Genomic DNA, 23,618 nt, shown 5'->3' on the forward strand with positions numbered 1-23,618 from the left:
CCGCGGGCTCCGTCACCTCGCCCGCTTGCGGGAGAGGTCGCGCCGAAGGCGCGGGTGAGGGCTTTCTCCTCTAGGGGGGATTCCATTGTGGAGACACCCTCTCCCCGACCCTCTCCCGCAAGCGGGCGAGGGGGCGCTCTGTCGTCGTGGCAAGATCCAGCACCTCACGCCTCAATCTCCGCCGCCTCCTCCTTCAGCATCTTCTCCAGCGTCTCCAGCCGGTCGGCCTCCCGTGGCGGCTTGTCCCAGCGCAGGCGGCTGATGCGGGGGAAGCGCATCGCGACGCCGGATTTGTGCCGCGGCGAGCGCTGCAGGCCCTCGAACGCCACCTCCAGCACCAGCCCCTTGTCGCCTTCGTGCACGACATGGCGGACGGGGCCGAACTTTTCCGTGGTGTTGCGGCGGACGAAACGGTCGATCTGCAACAGTTCCTCGTCGGTGAAGCCGAAATAGGCTTTCCCCACCGGCACCAGTTCCTCGCCATTGTCGGTTTCGGTCCAGACACCAAAAGTGTAGTCGGAGTAATAGGACGAACGCTTGCCGTGGCCGCGCTGCGCATACATCAGCACGGCATCGATGATGTGCGGACGCGCTTCCACTTCCACCACTGTCCCTTCGGCCGTCCCGGCAGATAGGGCGCATCGCGCCGCTTCAGCATCACGCCTTCGACGGCGTCGGCATCCTCGCCCGCGCCGGCGCTTGCCGGATCGGCGCGCGCGGCGGTGAGCGCATCCCAGCTTGCGAAGGGAATGGTGGGCGAGAGATCGAGGCGGGGATCGTCGAGCTTGCCGATGAAGGTCTCAAGCCGCTCGCGCCGCTCGGCGAAGGGCAATTCGCGCAGATCGCTCTCGTCATCCCCTAGCAGATCGTAGGCGCGCAAGTGAATCGGAAAATCCTTGATCAGCTTCGGCGAGACAATTTTGCGGTTGAGCCGCTGCTGCAGGACGTTGAAACTCTGCACGCGGCCTTCGCGCAGGATCAAGAGCTCGCCGTCGATCGCGCCGGGCAGGCGCAGCGACGGCACGAGATCCGGAAAGCTTCCCGTGATGTCCTCGCCGGTGCGCGAATAGAGCCGCGCGGTGATCTGCCCGTGCTCATCGCGGCCGGCGACCGCCTGCACGCGGATGCCGTCCCACTTCCATTCGGCGATGTAATCGGCGGGTTCGAGGCTTGCGAAATCGCTGTCCTCGATCGCATGCGCCAGCATCACGGGCCGGAACGGCGCGGGATCGCGATTGACAGGCTTCTGGCTGCGGCCTTCCAGCCAGGCGAACAGGTCGAGATAGGGCGGGCTGAGGCCCGGCCAGAGCAGCTCGACCTCATGCGGATCCTTATCCCCAAGCGCCGCGGCCGCGGTCTTCGCCAGCCGCGCCGAGATACCGATGCGCATGGCGCCGGTGACAAGTTTCAACAATGCCCAGCGGCCGGTCTCATCGAGCTCGTCCAGCCAGCGTTCGAGCTGCTTCGGCAGCTCGGTCTTGCCGAGCGTGCGCAGCGTGGTGACGACCTCGGTCAGGGTCGGAGGAGGCGGGTTGTTGTGGGCGGCCAGCGCCGTCTTCGGCCACATCAACGCCACCGTTTCCGAGAGATCGCCGACATAGTCGTAACTCAACCCGAACAGCACCTCATCGGTGCGCGATGCGATGAGGTCGCGGATCAGCGCGGGCTTGGCGTGCTTGAAGCTGAGCGCGCCGGTGAGCGCAGCGAGCGCGTAGCCGCGGTCGGGATCACCGACCTCGCGGAAGTAGCCTTGCAGCAGCCGCAGCTTGTTGTTGCGGCCGGGCTCGTAGGCGAGGCGGTCCAGGAGTTCGGCGAAGCGGTTCATGCCTCGGCCTCGCTTCGAGGCTGCGGCTCGCTCTCCTCCTCGTCGCCATAGCCGACGAGATCGAGCGGCCGGGCGCGCAGACCTTGCGTCTTGCACCAATGCACCAGCGCGTCTTCCTGGCCGTGGGTGACCCAGATCTCGCTAGCGCCGGTCGCCGCGATGGTCGCGGTGAGGCCGTTCCAATCGGCGTGATCGGAAATCACCAGCGGCAGCTCGACACCGCCTTGCCGCGCCCGGGCGCGCACGCGCATCCAGCCCGAGGCGAAGGCGGTGACGGGATCGGGGAAGCGCCGGGCCCAGATGTCCGATGTCGCCGAAGGCGGCGCGAGCGTGATGGTGCCGGCGAGTGCCGCCTTCTTCATGCCCATCGCCGGCCGCAGCTCGCCGAGGTCGATGCCGCGGCTTTGATAATACGCGGTGATCTTCTCCATCGCGCCATGCAGATAGATCGGCGCGTCATAGCCTGCCTTGCGCAGCAGCGCGATCACACGCTGGGCCTTGCCGAGCGAGTAGGCGCCGACGAGATGGGCGCGCTCGGGAAACAGCGCGACCGAGGCCAGCAGCTTCTTCACCTCGAGCGCCGCATCGCCATGGCGAAACACCGGCAGGCCGAACGTCGCCTCGGTGATGAAGACATCGCAAGGCACCAGCTCGAACGGAACGCAGGTCGGGTCCGGCGCATCCTTGTAATCGCCTGATGCGACGATGCAGGTGTCCTTGGCTGTCACCGCGATCTGCGCCGAGCCCAGCACATGACCGGCCGGGTGAAACTTGACCTTGACGTCGCCGAGCCTGATGTCTTCGCCATAGCTGATGACTTGCGTCGAGCCGGCAAAATTCTCGCCGTAGCGCAGCCGCATCATGTCGAGCGTTTCCTGCGTCGCCAGCACCGCGCCATGGCCGGCGCGGGCGTGGTCGGAATGGCCGTGGGTGATCAATGCCCGCTCGACCGGGCGGATCGGATCGATGTGGAAGCCGCCGGGCCTGCAGCACAGGCCGTCAGCAGTTGGCAGCAGGATGTCTTGCGGGCGCATGATCGTCATATAGGAACATCGTGCTCCAAATTAACCCGTCATGCGCGGGCTTGACCCGCGCATCCATCCTCTTAAAGAGGTCTTTTTTGATGGATTGCCGGGTCAAGCCCGGCAATGACAATCGGTTCCTGCAATGCCGCTCCGCCTGTTCCTGACCTCCGGCGATCTCATGGCCGACCGCCGTTTCGAGTTCGCGCGCGACCTCCAGCTCAAGGGCGATCTGGCCGCCGCCGCCGACCTGCTGGAGCAGGCGATCGAGCTCGCGCCTGACTTCACCTCGGCCTGGTTCACGCTTGGCGAGATCCGCCAGCAGCTCGGCGAGCGCGACAAGGCCATAGCAGCGTTCCGGGAAGCACGGCGATCCGACCCTGAGGATCAGCACGGGGCCGGTCTCCATCTGATGCGGCTGGGCGATACTGAAATGGCGGAAATGCCCAAGGCCTATGTGCAGGCGCTGTTCGACCAATACGCGCCGCGCTTCGAGCACGCGCTGATCAACGATCTCGGCTATCGCGCTCCTAGCGTGATCTTCAAGGCGGTGGTGGCCGCGCGCGTCGCGGCGAAGAAGCCGGCCTTCTTCAAGCGCACAATCGATCTCGGCTGCGGCACCGGGCTTGCGGCCGCTGCGTTTGCCAAGCAGGTCGACCAATTCATCGGCATCGATCTGTCGCCAGGCATGATCAAGGAGGCGCGCGCCGCCGGGCTCTATGCCGAGCTCGAAGTCGCCGACATGATCGAGGGCCTGCGCACCAAGCCCGATGCCAGCGCGAACCTCGTCGTCGCCGCGGATGCATTCGTCTATCTCTCCGATCTCGCGCCTGTGCTGAACGAGGCCAGGCGCGTGCTCGTATCAGGCGGCGTGCTCGCCTTCACGCTGGAGACGCATGACGGCGATGGCATCGTGCTCGGCGAAGGCCTGCGCTATGCCCATTCGGCGGAATATGTGCGGGGTGCGATTGCGAAGGCCACCCTGAAGCTCGTCACGCTTGAGCCGTGCTCGCCGCGCAACGAGAACAACGAGCCGGTGCGCGGTCTCGTCATCGTTGCCGAGAAAACTTGAGTCTAGGCGCTAAACACCCTGCAATTTTAGCGTCATTGCGTCGCAAAGCGGCGTCTTCGGACTTGCGAGCTGCGCTGCGTTCCCAGCACAATGCGCAGCACCAGGGAGAGAAACAATGACCAGGAATCCATCGCGGCGCGATGTCAGCGCCGCCGCGTTCGCCACCATCGCCGCATCCGTTCTGCCCGCGCCCTATGTCTGGGCCGCCGAGAAGAAATACGATGCCGGCGCCAGTGATACCGAGATCAAGATCGGGCAGACCGTGCCGCATTCCGGCCCCGGCTCGCTCTACGGCGTGCTGGGGCGCGTCGGCGAGGCCTATTTCCAGATGCTCAACGAAGGCGGCGGCATCAACGGACGCAAGGTCAACTTCCTCACGCTCGACGATGCCTACAGCGCGCCGAAATGCGTCGAGGCGACGCGGCGCCTGGTCGAGCAGGAGGAGGTGCTGGCGCTCTACGGCTCGCTTGGCACCGCGCCGCAGACCGCCGTGCACAAATATCTGAACTCCAAGGGCGTGCCGCAGCTGCTGCTCAACACCGGCGCCTCGAAGTGGAACAATCCGAAAGAGTTCAAATGGACGATGGCGGGCCTGCCGCTTTATCCGACCGAAGCGCGCATCCTGGCGCGACACGTCGTCAACGTGAAGCCGAATGCCAGGATCGGTATCCTCTACCAGAACGACGATTTCGGCCGCGATTTCCTTGGGCCCTTCAAGAAGGTGCTGGCCGATGCCGGCGGCACTGCGCAGGTGATCATGGAGCAGACCTACGATCTCACCGATCCGACGGTCGATTCACAGCTGATCAACCTGTCGAAATCGGGCGCGGATGTTTTCTACAACATCTCCACCGGCAAGGCGTCGTCGCAGTCGATCCGGAAAGTGGCCGAGCTCGGCTGGAAGCCGCTGCAACTGCTCTCGGCCGGCTCGACCGGCAAATCCATCCTCAGCGCCGCTGGCTTCGAGAATGCCAAGGACATCGTCTCGATCAGCTATGCGAAGGATGCCGGGCCGGGCCGTTGGGAAAAGGATCCGGGCCCCATGGCATTCGAGGAGCTGCGCAAGAAATATCTGCCGAACGTCGCTCCTGATAACACCATCGCCTATGCCGGCTACGGCCAGGCTGTCACCATGGGCGAGATCCTGCGCCGCTGCGGCGACGACCTCACCCGCGCCAATGTGCTGAAGCAGGCCTCAAACCTCAATGGCTTCCACTCGCCGTTCTTCCTCGACGGCGTCACCTACAGTTATACCCCGGACGACTACACACCGATGAAGACGCTGTTCATCCAGGTCTTCAACGGCAAGGACTGGGAGGTCTCCGACAAGCCGGTGGTGGAGTAGGCTCTCTCGGCAATCGAGATGCCGTAGGGTGGGCAAAGGCGCCCTTGCGCCGTGCCCACCATTTCTCTCGATCGTAAAGATGCGTGGGCACGCTTCGCTTTGCCCACCCTACGAGACTCGGTGGCGTCCCTTACAGCTACACCCCCGACGACGACACGCCGATGAAGACGCTGTTCATCCAGGTCTTCAACGGCAAGGACTGGGAGGTCTCCGACAAGCCGGTGGTGGAGTAGCGGGTCTCCACAATCGAGATGCCGTAGGGTGGGCAAAGGCGCCCTTGCGCCGTGCCCACCATTTCTCTCGATCGTAAAGCTGCGTGGGCACGCTTCGCTTTGCCCACCCTACGAGACTCGGTGGCGTCCCTTACAGCTACACCCCCGACGACGACACGCCGATGAAGACGCTGTTCATCCAGGTCTTCAACGGCAAGGACTGGGAGGTCTCCGACAAGCCGGTGGTGGAGTAGGCTCTCTCGGCAATCGAGATGCCGTAGGGTGGGCAAAGGCGCCCTTGCGCCGTGCCCACCATTCCTCTCGATCGCAAAAATGCGTGGGCACGCTTCGCTTTGCCCGCCTACGAGACGACGAGACCGTCCCACCCCTCGACGAACCCGCCCCCACGGCTTACCTCTAACGCCGTGCCGCCCCGCATCCTCAAAATTCCGGCCGAGCCGGCCCCGCTGCTGCCCGACCGTTTCCAGCAATGGTTTGCGGCCCGCGGCTGGACGCCGCGCGAGCATCAGCTCGCGCTGCTGGAAAAGGCGCGTGAGGATCGATCGGCCTTGCTGATCGCTCCGACCGGGGCCGGCAAGACGCTGGCGGGATTCTTGCCGACGCTGGTGGAACTCAGCTCTGCGCCGGCGACGCCCGCGAAATCCCTCGTCTCCACCGGCCGCAGCGTGCAGCGCAGCGCCGGTCTCCACACCCTCTACATCTCGCCGTTGAAAGCGCTCGCCGTCGACATCGCCCGCAACCTCGAGCGCCCCATCGCCGAGATGGGCCTGCCGATCAAGGTCGAGACCCGCACCGGCGACACGCCGGTGTCGCGGCGTCAGCGGCAGCGGCGCTATCCGCCCGACATTCTGCTGACGACGCCGGAGCAGCTCGCGCTGCTGCTGTCCTCCGACGATGCGCCGTTTTTGTTTTCCTCGCTGAAGCGCATCGTGCTCGACGAGCTGCATGCGCTGGTGACGTCCAAGCGCGGCGATCTGCTGTCGCTCGGCCTTGCACGGCTGTGGCGTCTCGCCCCGCAGATGCGCGCCATCGGCCTGTCGGCGACCGTGGCGGAGCCGGAGCAACTCGCGCGCTTCCTGGTGCCGCAGCCCGAAGGCAAGGAGATTGCCGCCGACATCGTCGTCGCCGGCGGCGCCGCGCCACCGCTGGTTCAGATGCTCGACACAAGCGAGCGCCTGCCCTGGGCTGGCCACAGCGCACGTCACGCGCTCCCCGAAATCTACGAGCTGATCAAGCAGAACAAGACCACGCTGGTGTTCGTCAACACCCGCAGCCAGGCCGAGATGCTGTTCCAGAATCTCTGGAGCATGAACGACGACGGCCTTGCCATCGCGCTGCATCACGGCTCGCTCGACGTCGCGCAGCGCCGCAAGGTCGAAGATGCGATGTCGGCAGGACGCTTGCGCGGCGTGGTCTGCACCTCCTCGCTCGATCTGGGCGTCGACTGGGGCGACGTCGATCTCGTCGTCAATATCGGCGCGCCCAAGGGCTCCTCGCGCCTGATGCAGCGCATCGGCCGCGCCAATCACCGCCTCGACGAAGCCTCGCGCGCCGTGCTGGTGCCCGCCAACCGCTTCGAGGTGCTGGAATGCCGCGTCGCCATCGATGCCATCGCCGAGAATGCGCAGGACACCCCGCCCTTGCGTACCGGCGCGCTCGACGTGCTGGCCCAGCACGTGCTCGGCTGCGCCTGCGGCGAGCCGTTTCTTTCCGATGAACTCTATGCCGAGGTCCGCACCGCCGCGCCTTACGCCGCCCTGTCGCGGCAGGATTTCGACGACGTCGTCGATTTCGTCGCCTCCGGCGGCTACGCGCTGAAGACCTATGAGCGCTTCGCCCGCATCAAGCAGGACAAGGAGGGCCGCTGGCGCGTCGCCAATCCAAAAGTGCGGCAGAGCTACCGGATGAATGTCGGCACCATCGTCGAGGACGACATGCTGAAAGTGCGGCTGGTGCGCTCGCGCGGCGGCGGTCACGGTTCGACGGGGGTGATCGCGCGCGGCGGCCGCTTGCTCGGCGAGATCGAGGAGGCCTTCATCGAAGGCCTCTCGCCCGGCGACACCTTCGTGTTCTCTGGCGAGGTGGTGCGCTACGAGACCCTGGTCGAGGACCAGGTCTATGTCTCACGCGCGCATGACAAGGATCCGAAAGTGCCGTCCTATATGGGCGGAAAATTCCCGCTCTCGACCTATCTTGCCGAACGCGTCCGTCGTCTGCTCGACGACGGGCGTGCTTGGGGTGGCTTGCCGGAGCAGGTGCGCGACTGGCTGTCGCAGCAAAAGGACGTCAGCCGCGTGCCCGCCGTGCGCGAGCTGCTGGTGGAAAGTTTTCCGCGCGCCAACAAGCATTACATCGTCTGCTATCCCTTCGAAGGCCGCCTCGCGCATCAGACGCTCGGCATGCTGTTGACGCGCCGGCTGGAGCGCGCCCGCGCCCGGCCGCTCGGCTTCGTCGCCAATGAATATGCGGTGGCGATCTGGGGGCTCGGCGACCTCTCCTTCATGATCAGGGACGGCCGCATCGATCTCAACGGGTTGTTCGACCCTGATATGCTCGGCGACGATCTGGAGGCCTGGCTCGCCGAATCCGCGCTGATGAAGCGCACCTTCCGCAACTGCGCGATCATCTCCGGCCTGATCGCGCGCCGCCACACCGGCGAAGAGAAGAGCCGCCGCCAGGTGCTGTTCTCGACCGACCTCGTCTACGACGTCCTGCGCAAGCATCAGGCCGACCACGTGCTGCTGCGCGCCGCGCGCGCCGATGCCGCCACCGGCCTATTGGATCTGCGCCGCCTCAGCGACATGCTGATGCGCATCCAGGGCCGCATCACCCACCGGGAACTCGACCGCGTCTCCCCGCTCGCCGTCCCCGTGATGCTGGAAATCGGCCGCGAGTCAGTTTATGGCGAAGCTGCAGACGAGCTGCTGGCCGAAGCCGCGGATGAACTCGTCAAAGAGGCGATGGATAGAAGCGGGTAAGACGTGACGGCAGGCGCGCTGATTTCGGGGGATGACGAGGACATGCGCGTTTCCAGAGTCACCATCATCGATGTGACCTTCGCGGCCGATCTCTCCGGCGCGCTGTTCTGGGACGAGCAGCGCCTGCTGGTCGTCTCCGATCTGCATCTGGAGAAGGGCTCGAGCTTCGCCACCCGCGGCGTGCTGCTGCCGCCCTACGATACCGTCGCGACACTTGGCCGGCTCGCTGCTGTCATCTCCCGCCATAATCCCAAAACGATCATCGCGCTCGGCGACAGTTTTCATGATCGCACCGCGCATGAGCGCCTGTCCGCGGAGGACCGCGATGCCGTCGCCGCGCTCCAAACAGGGCGCGACTGGATCTGGATCTCGGGCAATCACGATCCAATGCTGCCGCGCGATCTCGGCGGTACCGTCGCCGACGAAGTTGCTGTTGGCCCCATCACCTTCCGCCACGAGCCATCAGGCGCGCCTGGCGAGATTGCCGGCCATCTGCACCCCAAGGCCCGCATCTCCGCCCGCGGCCGTTCGATGGAGCGGCGCTGCTTCGCCAGCGACGGAATGCGCGCCGTGATGCCCGCCTTCGGCGCCTATGCCGGCGGCCTCAGCATCCGCGACGCCGCGTTTGCAAGGATCTTTGCGAAGACCGGCTTTGTCGCCCATCTCCTCGGCGACCGCCGCGTGCACGCGATAGCGGCGTCAAGGTGTTACTGAAGTCGCTGCTCTCGTAGGGTGGGCAAAGCGTAGCGTGCCCACCACCTGCTAATTATTGAAGGATCGTGGGCACGGCGCTTCGCGCCTTTGCCCACCCTACGCATCTCCCAAGCTCACGCCGCCTTCGCCTGCACGTCCTCGCAAAACTCCGCCAAGCGATCCGCCAGCCGCAGCGTCGCGGGGCTCGCATTGGGCGAGGCCATCAGCGCCACCTCCGTCTTGTTGATCGGCGCAAAGCCGTCCTTGGCGGTCAGCACGCGGTGGTCGGACTGGATCGACATCTCCGACAGGATGCTTAAGCCCATGCCCGCGGCCACCGCGGCCTGGATGCCGGAGAGACTCGATGATGTGTAGGCGGTGTGCCAGGCGCGGCCCGCGCTTTCCAGCGCGTGGATGGCGCCGGCGCGATAGACGCAGCCGAGCGGAAAGCCGATCAGGGGCACTGATGGCACGTCGACGTCGACCGGATGGCTCTTGCTGGTGACCCAGTGCACCCGCTCCGGCCACACCGCGATCGCGCCCTTCTCGCCGGCCGCGCGCTTGTAGAGCGCGAGATCGAGCTCGCCGCGTTCGAGATCGCGGGCGAGGTGCTTGCTCTGGTCGGCGCGCACGTCGAGGCGCAGGCCCGGGTGCGAGCGCGAGAACGTGCCCAGCAGCTTCGTCAGCCGATAGGCCGCAAAATCCTCGGGGATGCCGAGCCGGATCGCGCCTTCGCCGCCCGGCTGGCGCAGCACGTCGCGCGCCTCTTCCGCAAGCGAAAGCAGCCGCCGCGCGTAGGACAACAGCCGCTCGCCGGCCTCGGTCGGGCGCACGTCCTTGCCATCGCGGTGCAGCAGCACCTGGCCGACATCCTCCTCCAGCCGCTTGATCTGCTGGCTCACGGTCGACTGCGTACGGTGGACGCGCTCGCCGGCGCGGGTGAAGCCGCCGGCCTCGACCACCGAGACGAAGCTGCGCAGAAGCTCGAGATCGAGCATATCAGCCTCCATTCGAAAATCAACTGATCCGCAGTTAATCATTTAATTTCCAAATGGCAAGCGGCGTCCCTAGATCGGGGGTTCAGGAGAATGCCTCATGTCGCTTGCGCCTTCGATTTCGGTTCCCCGCACCCGCTTCAACACGCTGCCGCTCGCCATCGGCCTGTTCTGCTTGCTCTGGAGCTACGCCTTCGTCGCCGGCAAGATCGGCGTCACCCATTGCCCGCCGCTGATCCTGCTCGCCGCGCGCTTCTCGCTGGCCGGCATCCTGATCCTGGGTGCCACGCTGATCCGTGGCGAAGCCTGGTCATTGTCCTGGCGCGACGCCGCGATCTTCGCGGTGCTCGGCATCGCCAACAACGCGCTCTATCTCGGGCTCGGCTATACCGGCCTGCAATCGGTCTCCGCCGGCCTCGGCGGGCTGATCGTCTCGACCAATCCGGTGTTCACGGCGGCGCTCGCCGCACTGCTGCTCGGCGAAGGCATGACCTGGCGCAAGGCGAGCGGCCTTTTGCTCGGCGTCGTCGGCGTGACGGCGATCGTGTGGCACCGTCTCTCGGTCGGCACCGACAGCCTGCACGGCATTGTCTTCACGCTGGCCTCGCTCGCCTCCATCGTATCAGGCACCATTCTGTTCAAGCTGCTCGCGCCGAAGGGCTCGTTGTGGATCGGCAATGGCGTGCAGAGCCTCGCAGCGGGCATCGTGCTCGCGCCGATCGCATTCACCTTCGCCGATGTCCGCGCGATCGACTTTACCCCGGGCCTGATCGGCGCCTTCGCCTTCCTCGTGCTCGGCGGCTCGATCCTCGCCTCCTGGCTCTGGTTTCATCTCCTGAAAGTGTGTGGCGCGACCGCGGCCAGTGCCTATCATTTCCTGATGCCGCCGCTCGGCATGCTGTTCGCGTTTCTCGTGCTCGGCGAACACGTCGAGGCGCGCGACCTCTTGGGGATCATTCCGGTGGCGCTCGGCATTTACCTGGTGACGCGCCCCGCAAAGCCGGTGGCGTAAGAGGAGTTCCGCATGCCCGTTTCAATCACCCTGATCGGCGGCCCCACCGCCTTGATCGAGATCGACGGCTTTCGCCTGCTCACCGATCCCACCTTCGATGCGCCGGGCGCCTATCAATTGCCGCATGTGAAGCTGGAGAAGACCACCGGCCCGGCGGTGAAAGCCGCTGCGATCGGCCCCATCGATGCCGTGCTGCTCAGCCACGACCAGCATTCGGACAATCTCGACAATTCAGGGCGCGACTTCTTGCTGAAAGCACCACGCGCGCTGACGACGGAGGCCGGCGCCAAACGCCTCGGCGGCCATGTCGAGGGCCTCGCGCCCTGGGCAACCGCGCATCTGAAGGACGACGACGGCAACATGCTCACCATCACCGCGACACCGGCGCGTCACGGCCCTGCCGGCATCGAGCCGTTGTCGGGCGACGTCATCGGCTTCGTGGTGCAATCGAGCCGCAAGGACACGAGCGCGGTCTATATCAGCGGCGACACCACCTGGTTCGACGGAGTCGCCGAAGTTGCGCGCCGCTTCAAGTGCGGCGTGGTGCTGCCGTTTGCCGGCGCCGCGCAAACGCGTGGCCCGTTCCATCTCACCATGGACACCAACGACACCATCGAGACCGCGCGCGCCTTTCCCGATGCGATGATCGTGCCCGTGCACACCGAAGGCTGGGCGCATTTCCGCCAGAACGGCGAGGATTTGCGCAAGACGTTCGACGTGCTCGGGTTCGGACCGCGGCTGCGATTGCTGGAGCCCGGCGTGCCGACCGTGATCGAGGCGCCGTGATCCTGCTAGGATGTCATGCCCCGGCTTGACCGGGGCATCCAGTACGCCGCAGCGGGTGTTGTGGGAGCGAGCTATCCGACGAAGGCCTCTGGAATACTGGGTCGCCCGGTCAAGCCGGGCGACGACCAGAGGAGATGGCGTCTTAAATCAATGCGCCGCCGACGCCGTCTTCTTCGTTGCGACCGGCTTCGGCGCGGGCTTGGTGGCCGCCTGCGGGGCGCTGTCCCAGCCGCCGGCGGGCGTCGCCACGTTGACGGCGTCGTCGGGCTGCGGCTCGGCGCTGAAGGTCTGGATCGCGAGCTTGGCGGCGGCGAGCGATTGCGGGTCGAGGCGCTTGGCGACGTCGTCGCGCTTGCCGGCCGCATCGGCATCGCCCTGGGCGGCCGCCAGGCTGAACCATTTGTAGGATTCGGCGAGGTTCTGCTCCACGCCGATGCCGCGGGCATAGAGGATGCCGAGGTTGAACTGGCTGTCGGCGACGCCGCGGTCGGCGGCTTTGCGGAACCACTGCGCCGCGCTCTTGTAATTGGCGCCGCGTCCGCCACCGTCGGCGTCGAGCACCGCGAGATTATGCATCGCCTTGGCGTTGCCGCGTTCGGCCGCCTGCGTGTAGTAGCGGCGGGCGATGTCGGCGTCCTTCTTCACGCCCAGGCCCTTCTCATAAAGCGTGCCGAGGCGGAAGGTTGCGGGCACCACGCCGGCCTGCGAGGCGCGGTCGTACCACTTGGCGGCTTCGTCGTAATTCGCAGCGACGCCCTTGCCCTCGGCAAAGCGCACGCCGATCTCGTAGGCCGCGGTCGCATCGCCCTTCATCGCAGCGACGCGCAAAGCGGGACCGGCGATGCCGTCAGGCAGCTTCTCGCTCGGCGGGATCTGGACCACGCCGAGCCGCGCGCGGCTCGTGCCCGACAGCGCGCCGGTGACGTCGCCGTTCGCCGCGGGCGGAAGCGGCGCTGCTGCGGGCGCGGGCGGAATTTCGACCGAAGCCGTGCTGCCGGAGCTCGCTGCCGGCGCGGCATTGTTCAGGGACTGCTTGCCGATCGGCGTCGGCGAGGTCATCGACGGCGTGACCTGCTCGGGCGGCTTGCTCTCGACTGGCGGCGGCGCCTGCGGTGCCTGTTGGCTGGTATTCTCCATCGCCTGCGGCGCCGGCGGCACGCTGCCGCCTTCGAGCAGGTTCATCGCCATCTTGAAGGTGCCGAGCACGATCACGACCACGCTGGCGCCGACCAGCAGCGAGCGGATTTTCGAGGTGATGGTCGAGCCGCCTTCCGAAGCGGCGGCCTGGGCCTTGCCTTGAGCCTTGTCCTTGCTGCGCGCCGCGATTGCGGCCTTGACGCCGCGGGCGGGCTTTTCCTGTGGCTGCGCGGCGGCGGCCTGCGCGGCGCGGCGCGCGGCTGCGATGAAGCTCGACGACGACACCGGCTCCTTGGGCGCAGCCGGGATTTCGCTGATCGCGCTTTCGGACGCGGCAATGCGTTCGGACGGCGTGGCGGGGCGGCCGCCCGGACGCGTGCCAGGCTCGAGCGGATGATCCGGCGGCAGTTCGGGCGCGATCGTGGCGCGCGCCGGCGCCGTGTGCGGCTCGAGGATCTCGCTGATCGCGCGCGGTGGCAAAGGCGGTGTAGCTTGCTGCGCCACCGCCACCGGCACCGGTGGCGGCGCGGTGGGGGCGGCGGCGTGGAATTCGCGCGGCGCGGCGACGAAGCCGGAATGCGCATGCGGCTGGCCGGCGGGATTGGGCAGCTCGGGCTTCGGATCGTATTTCGGCTGCGACGGCTGAGGCTGCCATTGCTCGCGCGCCATCGGCGCCGGCTCGACGGGAGCCGCCATCGGCAATGGCGCGGCCACCGGCATCGGCGCAGGCGCGGGCGGCGCGGCGCGCACCGCGCGCAGGTCGCCCTCGATCATGGCGAGGCGATCGACAACGTGGCCGAGCGTGTTGTGCACGGCCTCCAGCGAATCCTGGGTGCTGCGGTTGGTCTCGGCCTGGCTGAAACGGATGTCGGACAGCTCGCGCCTGACGAGATCGACCATGCCGGAATCGGGCGGCGGCGCTGAATTGCGGCTCTCGGCCAGCGCGGCATAGGTCGCCTGCTGCCGCTCGAGGTGGTGCAGGATGTCGTGCAGCCCGTCCTCGACACGGCTGAAATTGCTGCCGCGCTGATCCGAGGCGGCCTCTAGCCGCTCCAGCAGATAAGAGACGCGCTGCTCGAGATGCGCAAAGGTCGAGGCGGAGTCGTTGCCGACCTGCATGCGGTCGAAACGGTCGGACAGCGCACAGATCGCGGCTTCCAGATGCTCGGTGCTCTCGGCAGGCGCCGGCCGCTCGCGCGTTTCCAGCGCGGCCGTGAGCGCGGCGATGCGCTGCTCCAGCACCGCAAAGCTGTCGCCGCGGTCCGAGGCGCGATTGAGCTGATCGACCTTGGATGACAGCAGCTGCACGTCCTCGGCGAGGCGGGCCAGCGCTTCGTTGGAAGCGACGTTGGAGACGATGCCGCGCAGCGCCGAGATCGCGCCTTCGAGCTGGCGCACCGTCGAGGGATCGTCATTGGCGCGCAGGATCAGGTCGAGCTTGGCGCCGAGATTGCGGATCGCCTCGTCGTAGCCGGTGAGCTGCTCGGCCGGCGTCAGCGTGCGCAGCACCTGCTTGATGTCGGAGAGGGCGCGCTCGATGCCTGACAGCACCTGGCCGTCGGTGCCGCTGGAGCGGGTCTCGTCGATGCGGCGGTGCAGCGAGCGGATCTCGTTCTCGATCGATTCGATCGCGCGCCGCGGCATCGCCTCGGTGATGACGTTGCGGATCTCGGCAAGCTCGGCGCGGAAGCCGTTGATGGCCTGCTCGGTATGGTCAGGCCGCTGCAGCGACTCGATCTGGCTCGTGATCTTGAGCAGATGGCGCTCGAGCGCGGAGAAATCCGGCCCCGCCTGCGGTGGCGGCGGAGCATAGACAGACGCAGACGGAGCGATCGGCGGCGCGGCACGCGACGGCACCTGCCGCGGTGCGAATCCGTCAAGCTCGCCCTGCCGTGCGGTGATCTCGGCGACCGCGACGTCGAACGAGGCGGGACTCAGCGGCGGCGAGTTGCGATAGACCTGCGCGGCCGCGCGCTCGACCGCATCGGCCTGGCGATGGCGCGTTTCAACGGGTGAGGGCGCAGGCGTCGCGCGTGGCGCCGGAGGCTGCTGCGGCTGCGGTTGCTGCGGCCGCGAGATCTGCGACAGGCGGGCATCGAGCCGCGAGATCGCATCGTTGAGCTGGCGGGCCACGCCCTGCTCGCGCGAGACGTCTCTTTCACGGGAAGAGTCTTGGCGCGGCGCGGCGGGCTTCGAAATCCGTTCGATCTGCCGGGTGATCGCGTCGAGCCGCTGATGGATGTCGGCGACTTCGCGACTCGCCTGACCAATTCCTTGGTTCTGAATGTCCTGCTGCTGCGAACGCGGATCGTGACGTTGATCCTGACGCGGCTGCTCGTAAGGGCTGCGAAAATTCGGCGGCGCAGTCTCGCCGAGCGTGGAGTTCAGCCAATCGTTGAGTGACATGCCGGCACGGCGGGCAGCGGCTTCGGCCCGCTCCCTGACGGATGGATCGATACCGTCAACACTCCACGATACGCGCGAATTCATGACTCTGTCCGGTTCCGACTCCGCGCCCCACCCGACGCCTCCAGTCTCCCCACGCGTGCCGCTTGCGAGACAATCGAATTCGGCGCGGGTCGTCTGCCTCGAAGTCTGACTTTTGTCGGTTACGGTAAATAACGGGTTAAGGAAGCCGTCGCCGGTGTCTTAAAGTTGGGCGGCGGGAACCCGGGGGAAGTTGGGCGGTGGGGAACCGGGGGAGTCTTGCAGCGCTCATTGGTTGCCCAATAACCGGTGTCATGCCCCGGCTTGAGCGGGGCATCCAGTACCCCGCGGCTTTTCGATCCTAGCCGCCCCGTCTCGGAGTACTGGATCGCCCTTGCCCCTCCCTAGAGCGGCACGAGGTCGACATGCATGACGGCGGCGCATCCTGCGTCGACCGCGCGGAGACAGCGGGTGATTGCTTCATCAAGCCCGTTCGGATCGCTCACCCGTTCGCCATGAGCGCCGAAGGCACGGGCAATGTCGATGAAATGCCGCTGCTCGTCCTGGCGTCCGGTCCGAAGCCTGGACAGGAACGCGTCGGCCCGCTGCGCTTCTCCGTCGGGATAAACCCGTTGAACTGCGGCCTTGACGGCCTGCCAGCCGCCATTGTCGAGAATGACGGTGAAGATCGGCAGCCGATATTGCTGCGACACGGCGTAGACGGTATCCGGCGCGGCGAAGTGGAAAGCGCCGTCGCCGACGACCTGCACGATCCGGCGCGCCGGATTGGCCAGCTTCAGTCCGAGCGCCATGCCGCCGCTGAAGCCGAGCCCGCCGCCGGCCAGACCCACATAGGTCAGAGGCTTGGTGCGGCGCAGCTGCTGCTGCAGGACCGGTGCGTTGCGGACGGCCTCGTTGAGGACGACGTCGTGTTCCGACAAGAGTGCCTGCAGCCGCGAGAAAAGGAAGGCGGGATTGATCGCGCCCAATTCGCCTCTTTCCGTGGCCGCGGCTCGTCGCCTCGCCTGGCCGGCCTCGCGCAGTGGCTCCCAGCTCTCGATCCGGCGACGCACTTTCCTGCGATAGTCGTAATCGGCGCGCGCTTCGACGACCTCTAACACCTGTTGCAGGATGATCGCCGAATCACCGGCGATGCGCAGGTCGGTGGCAAAGCCCCACATCGGGATATCGGCCTTGAGCGGATCGATGTCGATCTGGATCCAGCGCAGCCCATCCGCGGCCCTCACGGACTGCGGGACGAAGGGCACGTCGGTATCGACGAGCAGGCCGAGGTCGGCATGGGCGACCAAGGCGGCCGGATCGCCACCGGCGAAGCACGGCGAGTCCTGGGGAATGTTCACCGTCACCGGATTGAATTCGGCGACGCGGATGCCGCAGGCAAGCGCCAGCCGTTCGAGCACCGCGACGGCATCTGGATTGCGGCCGAGATAGGCGGTCAGCGCGATCGGATTCTCGGCCGCCATCAGCGCTTCAGCCGCTTCATGCGCCCGCGCCGGTTCGATCCCGCCGGCCTTGACCGAGCCATACCGCGCCGGCGGGTAAGCGGGCATTTGCTGCGCGTCCCAGTTCTCCGCGAGGGTCTCGCGGGGCAGCATCATGTAGACCGGCCCCGGCGGATCGCTGTGCATGAACGCCGCCGCACGTGCCAGCGCCTCCTTCACGACCACGCCCGATGGCAGCGTGTATTCCCATTTCACATAAGGACGTACGATGCTCGCCTGGTCGAAGCTGTCCTGGACGAAGTGGACATAGGTGTCGCGCGATCCCCTGAGCTCGCCATGCAGGGTGAACGGAGCCCGGCCCGCCAACAGCATGACCGGCAGCCGATAGCGAAACAGATTCTGGATCGCCATGCACGCATTGGCGGTGCCGGCATCGACGTGGACGAATACGGCCTGGCCGCGGCCTGTTGCGAACGCATAGCCGGCTGCCATGTGAACCGCGACCACCTCGTGCGGACACAGGATGATTTCGGGATGCCGCCGTCCCTCTTTGTCCCAGCGCGCGATCTCCTCGATCAGCGAGACGTGGTCGGTGCCGAGATTGGCAAAGATGGTGTCGACCCCGAGGTCCATGAGGGCCTCGAGGAAGTAGTGCGCGGTGCTGTAGGTCGGCATCAGATGGCCGCCTGCGTCGCCGTTCCTGCCACGATGTACCAGGTCACCAGCAGCCCACAGATCAGGGCTCCGGGCAGTGACGTGCCGGTACGTCGCCATGTGAAGGTCGAGATCACGGCAATCGCCGCAAGGAGCGGGATGAACTGAATGCCGATGATGGTCGAGAGCGGCACGACCGGCGAGGCCGGGAACGGATTGACCAATTTTCCGCCAAGCCACATCGCCAGATATTGGCCGCCGATCAGAATGAAAATCCCGAGCGAGAGCACCAGAATGGTCGTGACATAGTGACCCATCGCCGGCGCATCGAGCCGGCTGAAATTGGCGTGCAGCGCGCGCAGCGCGACGACAAAGAAGAGCGTAAAGGGAACCAGATAGATCGGCATGATCATCAATTGCGTCGCACTCGGCATTTTGAGCGCCACGACCCAGAAGCGAAAGTCGATCTTGAACAGGAGGTCGGCAAGCCACACCGCCAGAACGCCGACAGCGACCGTCGCCAGTGCGATCAAGACGGCCGGCCCCGCAACACCCTTGCGAGTGATGCGCCGCGGCACGAACGGCAGCAGCGCCAACGTAATCACCGTGTTGAGGAGCGCCCAGGTCGCGATCTGGGTGGTGAAAACCTGCGGGAGGACGCGCGATGCCGGCAGCCACGCATTTCCGATCGCAAAGGCGGGATAGTAAGTGATCGCAGGCAACAGCGCAGAAATCCAGAACACGGCCCACCAGCGTCCGCCTTTTGGCAGCGCGACACTCGTCGCATCCGAATGGACCGGTCCGGTCCGAAGCGAAGCAAAGGCCGAAGAGGCCAGCAGCAGGTCGAAGGCACCGAGCAGCAGAACAAGGAAGCCGATGAGGGCGATCAATGTGCCGATCTCCTTGCGGAGCCAGATCTGATCGTCTGGCGGCAGCGGCGTGCCGCCGGCGAGCGTCTTGCTGAACCAGTCGAGGCTGTCACCGATGGCTTCGTGCGAGAAATGATCGGCCGGATGCGTGATGGCCGGGGTATAGAGAACCCGCGCCGTGCCTTTGCTGATGTCGCCGTAAATCCTGCCGGGCTCGATGGGTGCCGCAGCACCGAACACGGCGGCAAGCTTTTCCGACCGAGGAACATTCTTGGCGTACTCGCTGCCCCACATGATCAGCGCGAACTCGTCGTATTGCGAGAACACCACGGCGAGGTTGCGCGGCCAGGTCGGGGTGCCATCGGCTGCAAAAGGCTTTCCGGTGGACGAGCCCTCCAGCACCAGCGACTTGTAGGCATCCGGCATCGCTGCAGCCGCAGCAAGAATCGTCCAGCCGCCCATGGAGTGGCCTTCAAGGCCGATGTTCTCCTTGTCGACATAGGGCAGGCTACGCAGATAGGCCAGGCCGTCGGGACCGCCGAAGCCGTGCGCGAAAGCAGGCGGATCGCTGTAGCCGTGGCCGGTCTGGTCCAGTGCAACGACGACATAGCCGCGTCTGGCGAGCTCGATCGCAAAACCATCCTGCGTCTCGCGCGAGTTGATGTAACCATGGACCGCGAGAATGCCGGGCGCGGGGCTTTTCTCGCTTGCATTTCGCGGAATATAGACCAGGGCGCTCATGGTATTGCCCGCGGCGCCCTTGAAGCGCACGTCTTCGATACGAATGCCATTGGTCGTCTGAGTGAAATGCGCCAGCATCCCACCCAGCAAGATGAGAACGGCTCCTATCGCAGCCATCGCTCCTTTACGCATTGTGTCCCCCCGTTTGAAACAAGAAAGCCGTATTTCCGATCAAGCAATTTGAGCAGCGGCTGCTTCTCCCGCCGAATCGTGCTCACGACCGGCCGGGTCGGAAGCTGCTCCCCGCAATCGCTCAAGCAGCCGATCAGGATCCCGCGGCGCCGCCATGCCGCGCCAGGCAATGTGGGAATCCGGGCGCACCATCAGCAGATTCTCGGCAAAATCGAATCCTGCCCCAGCCCGATCGACGTCGAGCACCGTGAGGGGGACGCCCGAACGCGCGGCTGCGTCCAGCAGCGGTGCGGCATCGATGGTTTGATCGAATCGCACCAGCGTATAGGCGGGGCCGAGCGCATCGAGCAGCGAACGTCCGTCAGCCAGCCAGACATGCGGCGCGCGGGCGCCCGGCACGGTCGAGGCTGTGAAGTTGCCCATGCTGTAGGGCGGCGGCGCCTCGCCGTCATAGGCAATGATCGGCGACCGGTCGTAGTAATAGCCGAAGTTCAGGCCTGCGCAGCAATATTGCTGGACGTTGAGATCGTAGGCGGCTTGCCCCACCTTGCTGCGCGCGGCATCGCCTGCCTCGCCGTCGATCTCGACCTCGGGCGGCACCGCACGGCGCTGCCCCATCACGGCAAGGGCATGGTTCATCGCGAAATGCGACACCTGCTCGGTGATCGGCTGGCGCTCGGCCTCGTAGGCGTCGAGCAGCGCAGGGCTCGCCCAGCCCTGCAGCACGGCCGCAAGGATCCAGCAGAGGTCGACGGCGTCGGCGATGCCGGCATTCATGCCGTAGCCGGCATAGGGAATCCACAGATGGGCTGCATCACCGCAAATGAACGCACGGCGATCGAGGAAGCGATCGGCGACCAGGCGTCGCCCGACCCAATCCTCCTTGCTGATGATGTCGTATTGGAAGCGATCGTCGACGCCAAGAATGGTGCGCAGAGCCCAGTCGCGATCGACGCTGTCGAACTCGAGCTCATCAGGCGCGAGATGGTTGTGGATCAGCCAGAAGTCGCGACCGTCGATCGAAACAGTCGTGCCGCAGCGGCGCGGATTGAGCGACATGGTCATCCAGGCCGGCTTCTGGGTGATCAGATCCTTCAGCGCGGGAGCGTGGATGTAGGTGGACTGCACCCGCTGCACGACGTCGGTGCCTGACAGCCGCGAGCCGATCAGCCTGCGCACGGTCGAGCGGCCGCCGTCGCAGCCGATCAGATAGTCGGCCGCGATGGTGATGGTCTGGTCATCATCCAGGGCCTGCGCCCGCGCAACAACGCCGTCTGCGCCCTGATCGAAATGCGCGACCTGAACGCGATTGAGAATCCGGATTCCCGGCCGGGCCTCGGCGGCCGCGAACAGGATCGGCTCGAGATAGATCTGGTTGATCCGGTGCGGCGGCTCGGGCGTCGGCCAATCGGTATCCGGGCCGCCGGTCGCGGTGTAGCGATCGGCGCGACAGGGAATCGGGATCCGCGTCAGCTCGCGACCGACCACGGCGGTGCGATAGGCGCAGTCGTTCGGGAAGTCGGCCGGCAGTCCGCCTTCGCGCACCGCGCGGACGATGCCGAGGCGGCGGAACACCTCCATCGAGCGCGCGGAGACGTGGTTGCATTTGACGTTCGGTGGCTCGCCTGCGCGGCGGATCTCGGCGACGACAACGTCGATGCCGCGGGAGGCGAGCTCCATGGCGGCGGTCAAGCCGACTGGCCCCGCGCCGACGATCAGGACCTGTGTCTGGATGTTTTTCATGTCATCTCTTCTCTGGCGTGTTCTCGCGCTGGCTCAGGCGCGCTCGGGCACCGAAAGCTCGTCATGCCGAGGCTGGCCGCTGAGCGCGCCGCCGCGGCGCATGCTGAGCAAGGCAAGGCCAAGGATCACCAGCGCGGAGCAAAGCTGCGGCACCGCGCTGGTCTGGAACAGCGACGGGACGCTCCAATGCGCGGCGAGCATCAGTCCGCCGACGGTCACGCCGAGAATCGAGCCTAGACGGCCGATGCCGAGCGCCCAGCCGATTCCGGTGGCGCGGATATAGGTCGGATAGAGCCGCGCCGCATAGGCGTTGCAGCCGATCTGGCCGCCGATGACCGCGACGCCTGCAATGAAGACCGCCGGCACCAGGATCGGCAGCACGGCTCCGGCAAATCCAATGGTCACGATCGAGACGAAGCCGGCGACATAGGTCAGGAACAGGACACGATGGAAGCCGAGCCGCTCGATCAGCAATCCGAGCGCGACCGTGCCGACCATTCCGCCTAGCTGGAACGCGATCCCGACGGCGATCGCGGCCTCGACGTCGAGGCCGACGCCATGCGTCAGCGTCGGCAGCCAGCTGTTGAGGAAGTAGATGTCGAGCATGTTCATGAAGAACATGATCCACAACAGCAATGTCGGGACGAGCCGCCGGTTGGCGAAGAGCTGCGGCAGCAGGAATCCCTTGCCGCTTTCCTCGACGACGGCAAAGCGCGCGTCCTCAGCGAACTTTGCCGACGGGTCGATCTGCCCCAGGAGTGAGCGGACGCGGCCGTTGTTGCGCTCGTCGAGCGCCAGCAGCGACAGCGATTCCGGAAGCCATACAATCAGGACCGGGCAGAGCAGGAGCGGAAGCACGCCGCCGATCACGAAGATGCCCTGCCAGCCGTAGGCCGAAATCAGCCTCGCCGCGACCGAGCCGCCGATCGCCGATCCCAGCGATACCGTCATGAACATCAGCATGATCAGCAGCGTCCGGCGGCGCTGCGGGGAATATTCGCCGGTCAGTGCGATCGCATTCGGCAGGACGCCACCAAGACCGAGGCCGGTCAGGAAGCGCAGGACCACGAGGTCCTGAACGCTTCCGGCCCTGCTGGTGGCCAGCGAGCCCAGCGCAAAGACGATCACGCCCGCGATCACCAGCCATTTGCGACCGAAATAGTCGGCCAGCGCGCCGAACAGCAGCGAGCCGATCATCACGCCGAACAACGAGGCGCCGAAGACTGGACCAAGCGCGCCCGGAGCCAGATGCAGGTCCTTGCTGAGCGCCGGCGCGACGAAGCCGAGCGCCTGGGCATCGAAGCCGTCGAGCCCGATCACGAGGGCACACAAACAGATCGCGCGAATCTGGAAGGCCGAAAGCGGACGGTCGTCGATGTAACGGCCGATGTTGATCGTCTGCGCCAAATCTCCCTCCCCTGTATTTCGTTTTTCCGACGATATCAGCCGCGTGGATGGCGATCGCGGCCAGAATTATCTTGCACACCCCAACTCTTTCGATTAGCCACAAAATTCTCATAAATTCATGAGGTCGCCTTATGAATCCGACCATGCGGCAGCTGGAGGCGCTGGTCCTGGTCTATCGCCTCGGCAGCATCACCAAGGCGGCGGCCGAACTGCGCGTGACGCAGTCGGCGATCAGCCTCCTGATCCGGCAGATCGAGGAGAACTTCCAGGTCAAGATGTTCGATCGGACGACGCGCGCACTGCACCCGACGGCTGCGTGCAGGGAAGCGATCCCCGCGGCGGAGCGGATCCTGTCGAGCGCACGAGGCCTCGCGCAGCATATGCGCGACCTCGTCGAAGTCAGGTCGGGGCGGATCGCACTCGCGGTCTCCGCCGGCGTGGCCTCGGCCTTGCTTCCGCGCATCCTGGCCAGGTTTCGGTCCCGCTATCCCGAGGTCAGGATCGACCTGTTCGATGTCGCTCCGGACGAACTGCTGCCGTTCGTCATGGCCGGCCACGCCGAGTTCGGCATCGGCAGCTTCGAGGACGATGGCACATCGGAGGCGCGGATCGAAACGCTGATGGAAAGCCCGCTCTCGGCGATCGGCATCAGGAACGGCCGGTTCGAGAAGCGCCGGCGCCTGACCTGGGACGAACTCGCCGCCTCCGACCTGATCACCATGCGCCGCGGAACGCGAATCCGGACCCAGATCGACGAGGCCTTGGGCCAGACGGGCCAGGAGCTCAAGCCGGCCCTCGAAGTCTCGCTCATCACGACGGCCCTGGCATTGACCGCGGAGGGGGCCGGAATCAGCATTCTGCCGGCGCACATGCTGCCCAAGGCGCAGTTTCCGACCCTGGCGGCCGTTGCGCTGAGCCAGCCGATCGTCAGGCGGCATGTCTCGCTGCTCAGCCGGGCCGACTTTACACTCTCGCCCGCAGCGGAACAGTTCGCCGAAATCGCCCGGCGCGCCTTGTCGACAAAGTAGCTACCTGAGCGCCGGCGCCTCATCCCGATCGGATCGCTCGTTAAGCCTTCACCGAT

Annotated in this window: 16 protein-coding genes and 1 pseudogene; 9 read left to right on the plus strand and 8 right to left on the minus strand. The window is 66.0% G+C overall.

What is annotated here, in order from left to right; genetic code table 11:
* Positions 1 to 164: 164 nt before the first annotated feature.
* Positions 165 to 1,825 (minus strand): annotated as a pseudogene (locus XH80_RS11605) (ATP-dependent DNA ligase).
* Positions 1,822 to 2,859, minus strand: coding sequence for a ligase-associated DNA damage response exonuclease (locus XH80_RS11610; RefSeq protein WP_271598727.1), 1,038 nt, complete (start codon positions 2,857 to 2,859; stop codon positions 1,822 to 1,824). Before XH80_RS11610 ends, XH80_RS11605 begins: the two are co-directional and overlap by 4 nt.
* A gap of 133 nt (positions 2,860 to 2,992) precedes the next feature.
* On the opposite strand from XH80_RS11610, the gene XH80_RS11615 reads away from it, so the two are divergent.
* The 6 genes from XH80_RS11615 (at position 2,993) to pdeM (ending at position 9,189) form a co-directional block, all read left to right on the plus strand.
* A complete protein-coding gene (locus XH80_RS11615) occupies positions 2,993 to 3,919 on the plus strand; it encodes a class I SAM-dependent DNA methyltransferase (RefSeq protein ID WP_271598710.1) in 927 nt (308 codons plus the stop codon).
* 115 nt (positions 3,920 to 4,034) lie between these two features.
* Positions 4,035 to 5,264 carry an ABC transporter substrate-binding protein gene (locus tag XH80_RS11620; protein WP_271598711.1) on the plus strand — a complete coding sequence of 410 codons (1,230 nt, stop codon included), beginning with the start codon at positions 4,035 to 4,037 and terminating at the stop codon, positions 5,262 to 5,264.
* Between the two features lie 83 nt (positions 5,265 to 5,347).
* Positions 5,348 to 5,497 (plus strand): hypothetical protein, encoded by a 150-nt coding sequence (locus XH80_RS11625; protein ID WP_271598728.1) that lies wholly within the window; start codon positions 5,348 to 5,350, stop codon positions 5,495 to 5,497.
* 83 nt (positions 5,498 to 5,580) lie between these two features.
* The gene (locus XH80_RS11630; protein ID WP_271598728.1) at positions 5,581 to 5,730 is read left to right on the plus strand and encodes a hypothetical protein; all 150 of its coding nucleotides are present in this window, start codon (positions 5,581 to 5,583) and stop codon (positions 5,728 to 5,730) included.
* A gap of 171 nt (positions 5,731 to 5,901) precedes the next feature.
* Entirely contained in the window at positions 5,902 to 8,475 is a 2,574-nt protein-coding gene (locus XH80_RS11635; RefSeq protein WP_271598712.1) for a ligase-associated DNA damage response DEXH box helicase, read from the plus strand.
* A 42-nt stretch (positions 8,476 to 8,517) separates the two neighbouring features.
* Positions 8,518 to 9,189, plus strand: a complete 672-nt coding sequence (gene pdeM / locus XH80_RS11640) for a ligase-associated DNA damage response endonuclease PdeM (RefSeq protein ID WP_271598713.1) — start codon at positions 8,518 to 8,520, stop codon at positions 9,187 to 9,189.
* 113 nt (positions 9,190 to 9,302) lie between these two features.
* On the opposite strand, the gene XH80_RS11645 is transcribed toward pdeM, so the two are convergent.
* Positions 9,303 to 10,166 carry a LysR family transcriptional regulator gene (locus XH80_RS11645; protein WP_057746801.1) on the minus strand — a complete coding sequence of 288 codons (864 nt, stop codon included), beginning with the start codon at positions 10,164 to 10,166 and terminating at the stop codon, positions 9,303 to 9,305.
* A 97-nt stretch (positions 10,167 to 10,263) separates the two neighbouring features.
* On the opposite strand from XH80_RS11645, the gene XH80_RS11650 reads away from it, so the two are divergent.
* Both XH80_RS11650 and XH80_RS11655 read left to right on the plus strand, forming a co-directional pair.
* Complete coding sequence (locus tag XH80_RS11650; RefSeq protein WP_271598714.1) at positions 10,264 to 11,175, plus strand: DMT family transporter; 912 nt, start codon at positions 10,264 to 10,266, stop codon at positions 11,173 to 11,175.
* A gap of 12 nt (positions 11,176 to 11,187) precedes the next feature.
* Positions 11,188 to 11,961 (plus strand): MBL fold metallo-hydrolase, encoded by a 774-nt coding sequence (locus XH80_RS11655; protein WP_271598715.1) that lies wholly within the window; start codon positions 11,188 to 11,190, stop codon positions 11,959 to 11,961.
* Positions 11,962 to 12,108: 147 nt separating this feature from the next.
* Here XH80_RS11655 and XH80_RS11660 read toward each other — a convergent pair whose 3' ends face one another.
* The 5 genes from XH80_RS11660 to XH80_RS11680 form a co-directional block, all read right to left on the minus strand.
* Positions 12,109 to 15,588 carry an SEL1-like repeat protein gene (locus tag XH80_RS11660; protein ID WP_271598716.1) on the minus strand — a complete coding sequence of 1,160 codons (3,480 nt, stop codon included), beginning with the start codon at positions 15,586 to 15,588 and terminating at the stop codon, positions 12,109 to 12,111.
* A gap of 341 nt (positions 15,589 to 15,929) precedes the next feature.
* Positions 15,930 to 17,663 carry a thiamine pyrophosphate-requiring protein gene (locus tag XH80_RS11665; RefSeq protein WP_271598717.1) on the minus strand — a complete coding sequence of 578 codons (1,734 nt, stop codon included), beginning with the start codon at positions 17,661 to 17,663 and terminating at the stop codon, positions 15,930 to 15,932.
* Entirely contained in the window at positions 17,663 to 19,384 is a 1,722-nt protein-coding gene (locus XH80_RS11670) for an alpha/beta hydrolase (protein ID WP_271598718.1), read from the minus strand. Before XH80_RS11670 ends, XH80_RS11665 begins: the two co-directional genes overlap by 1 nt.
* Positions 19,385 to 19,423: 39 nt before the next feature.
* Complete coding sequence (locus XH80_RS11675) at positions 19,424 to 21,127, minus strand: FAD-dependent oxidoreductase (protein ID WP_271598719.1); 1,704 nt, start codon at positions 21,125 to 21,127, stop codon at positions 19,424 to 19,426.
* Between the two features lie 33 nt (positions 21,128 to 21,160).
* Positions 21,161 to 22,534 (minus strand): MFS transporter, encoded by a 1,374-nt coding sequence (locus tag XH80_RS11680; RefSeq protein WP_271598720.1) that lies wholly within the window; start codon positions 22,532 to 22,534, stop codon positions 21,161 to 21,163.
* Between the two features lie 131 nt (positions 22,535 to 22,665).
* On the opposite strand from XH80_RS11680, the gene XH80_RS11685 reads away from it, so the two are divergent.
* On the plus strand, positions 22,666 to 23,562 hold the full coding sequence (locus XH80_RS11685) for a LysR family transcriptional regulator (protein ID WP_271598721.1): 897 nt from the start codon (positions 22,666 to 22,668) through the stop codon (positions 23,560 to 23,562).
* Positions 23,563 to 23,618 lie beyond the last annotated feature (56 nt).

This window comes from Bradyrhizobium sp. CCBAU 45384 (assembly GCF_028128665.1).
Classification (GTDB): Bacteria; Pseudomonadota; Alphaproteobacteria; order Rhizobiales; family Xanthobacteraceae; genus Bradyrhizobium; species Bradyrhizobium manausense.

Coding starts and splice junctions, on each gene's coding strand:
- XH80_RS11615 (WP_271598710.1), top strand. CDS start 2,993: ATGCCGCTCCGCCTGTTCCTGACCTCCGGCGATCTCATGGCCGACCGC.
- XH80_RS11665 (WP_271598717.1), bottom strand. CDS start 17,663: ATGCCGACCTACAGCACCGCGCACTACTTCCTCGAGGCCCTCATGGAC.
- XH80_RS11685 (WP_271598721.1), top strand. CDS start 22,666: ATGAATCCGACCATGCGGCAGCTGGAGGCGCTGGTCCTGGTCTATCGC.
- XH80_RS11645 (WP_057746801.1), bottom strand. CDS start 10,166: ATGCTCGATCTCGAGCTTCTGCGCAGCTTCGTCTCGGTGGTCGAGGCC.
- XH80_RS11655 (WP_271598715.1), top strand. CDS start 11,188: ATGCCCGTTTCAATCACCCTGATCGGCGGCCCCACCGCCTTGATCGAG.
- XH80_RS11670 (WP_271598718.1), bottom strand. CDS start 19,384: ATGCGTAAAGGAGCGATGGCTGCGATAGGAGCCGTTCTCATCTTGCTG.
- pdeM (WP_271598713.1), top strand. CDS start 8,518: ATGCGCGTTTCCAGAGTCACCATCATCGATGTGACCTTCGCGGCCGAT.
- XH80_RS11650 (WP_271598714.1), top strand. CDS start 10,264: ATGTCGCTTGCGCCTTCGATTTCGGTTCCCCGCACCCGCTTCAACACG.
- XH80_RS11675 (WP_271598719.1), bottom strand. CDS start 21,127: ATGAAAAACATCCAGACACAGGTCCTGATCGTCGGCGCGGGGCCAGTC.
- XH80_RS11610 (WP_271598727.1), bottom strand. CDS start 2,859: ATGCGCCCGCAAGACATCCTGCTGCCAACTGCTGACGGCCTGTGCTGC.
- XH80_RS11620 (WP_271598711.1), top strand. CDS start 4,035: ATGACCAGGAATCCATCGCGGCGCGATGTCAGCGCCGCCGCGTTCGCC.
- XH80_RS11660 (WP_271598716.1), bottom strand. CDS start 15,588: ATGAATTCGCGCGTATCGTGGAGTGTTGACGGTATCGATCCATCCGTC.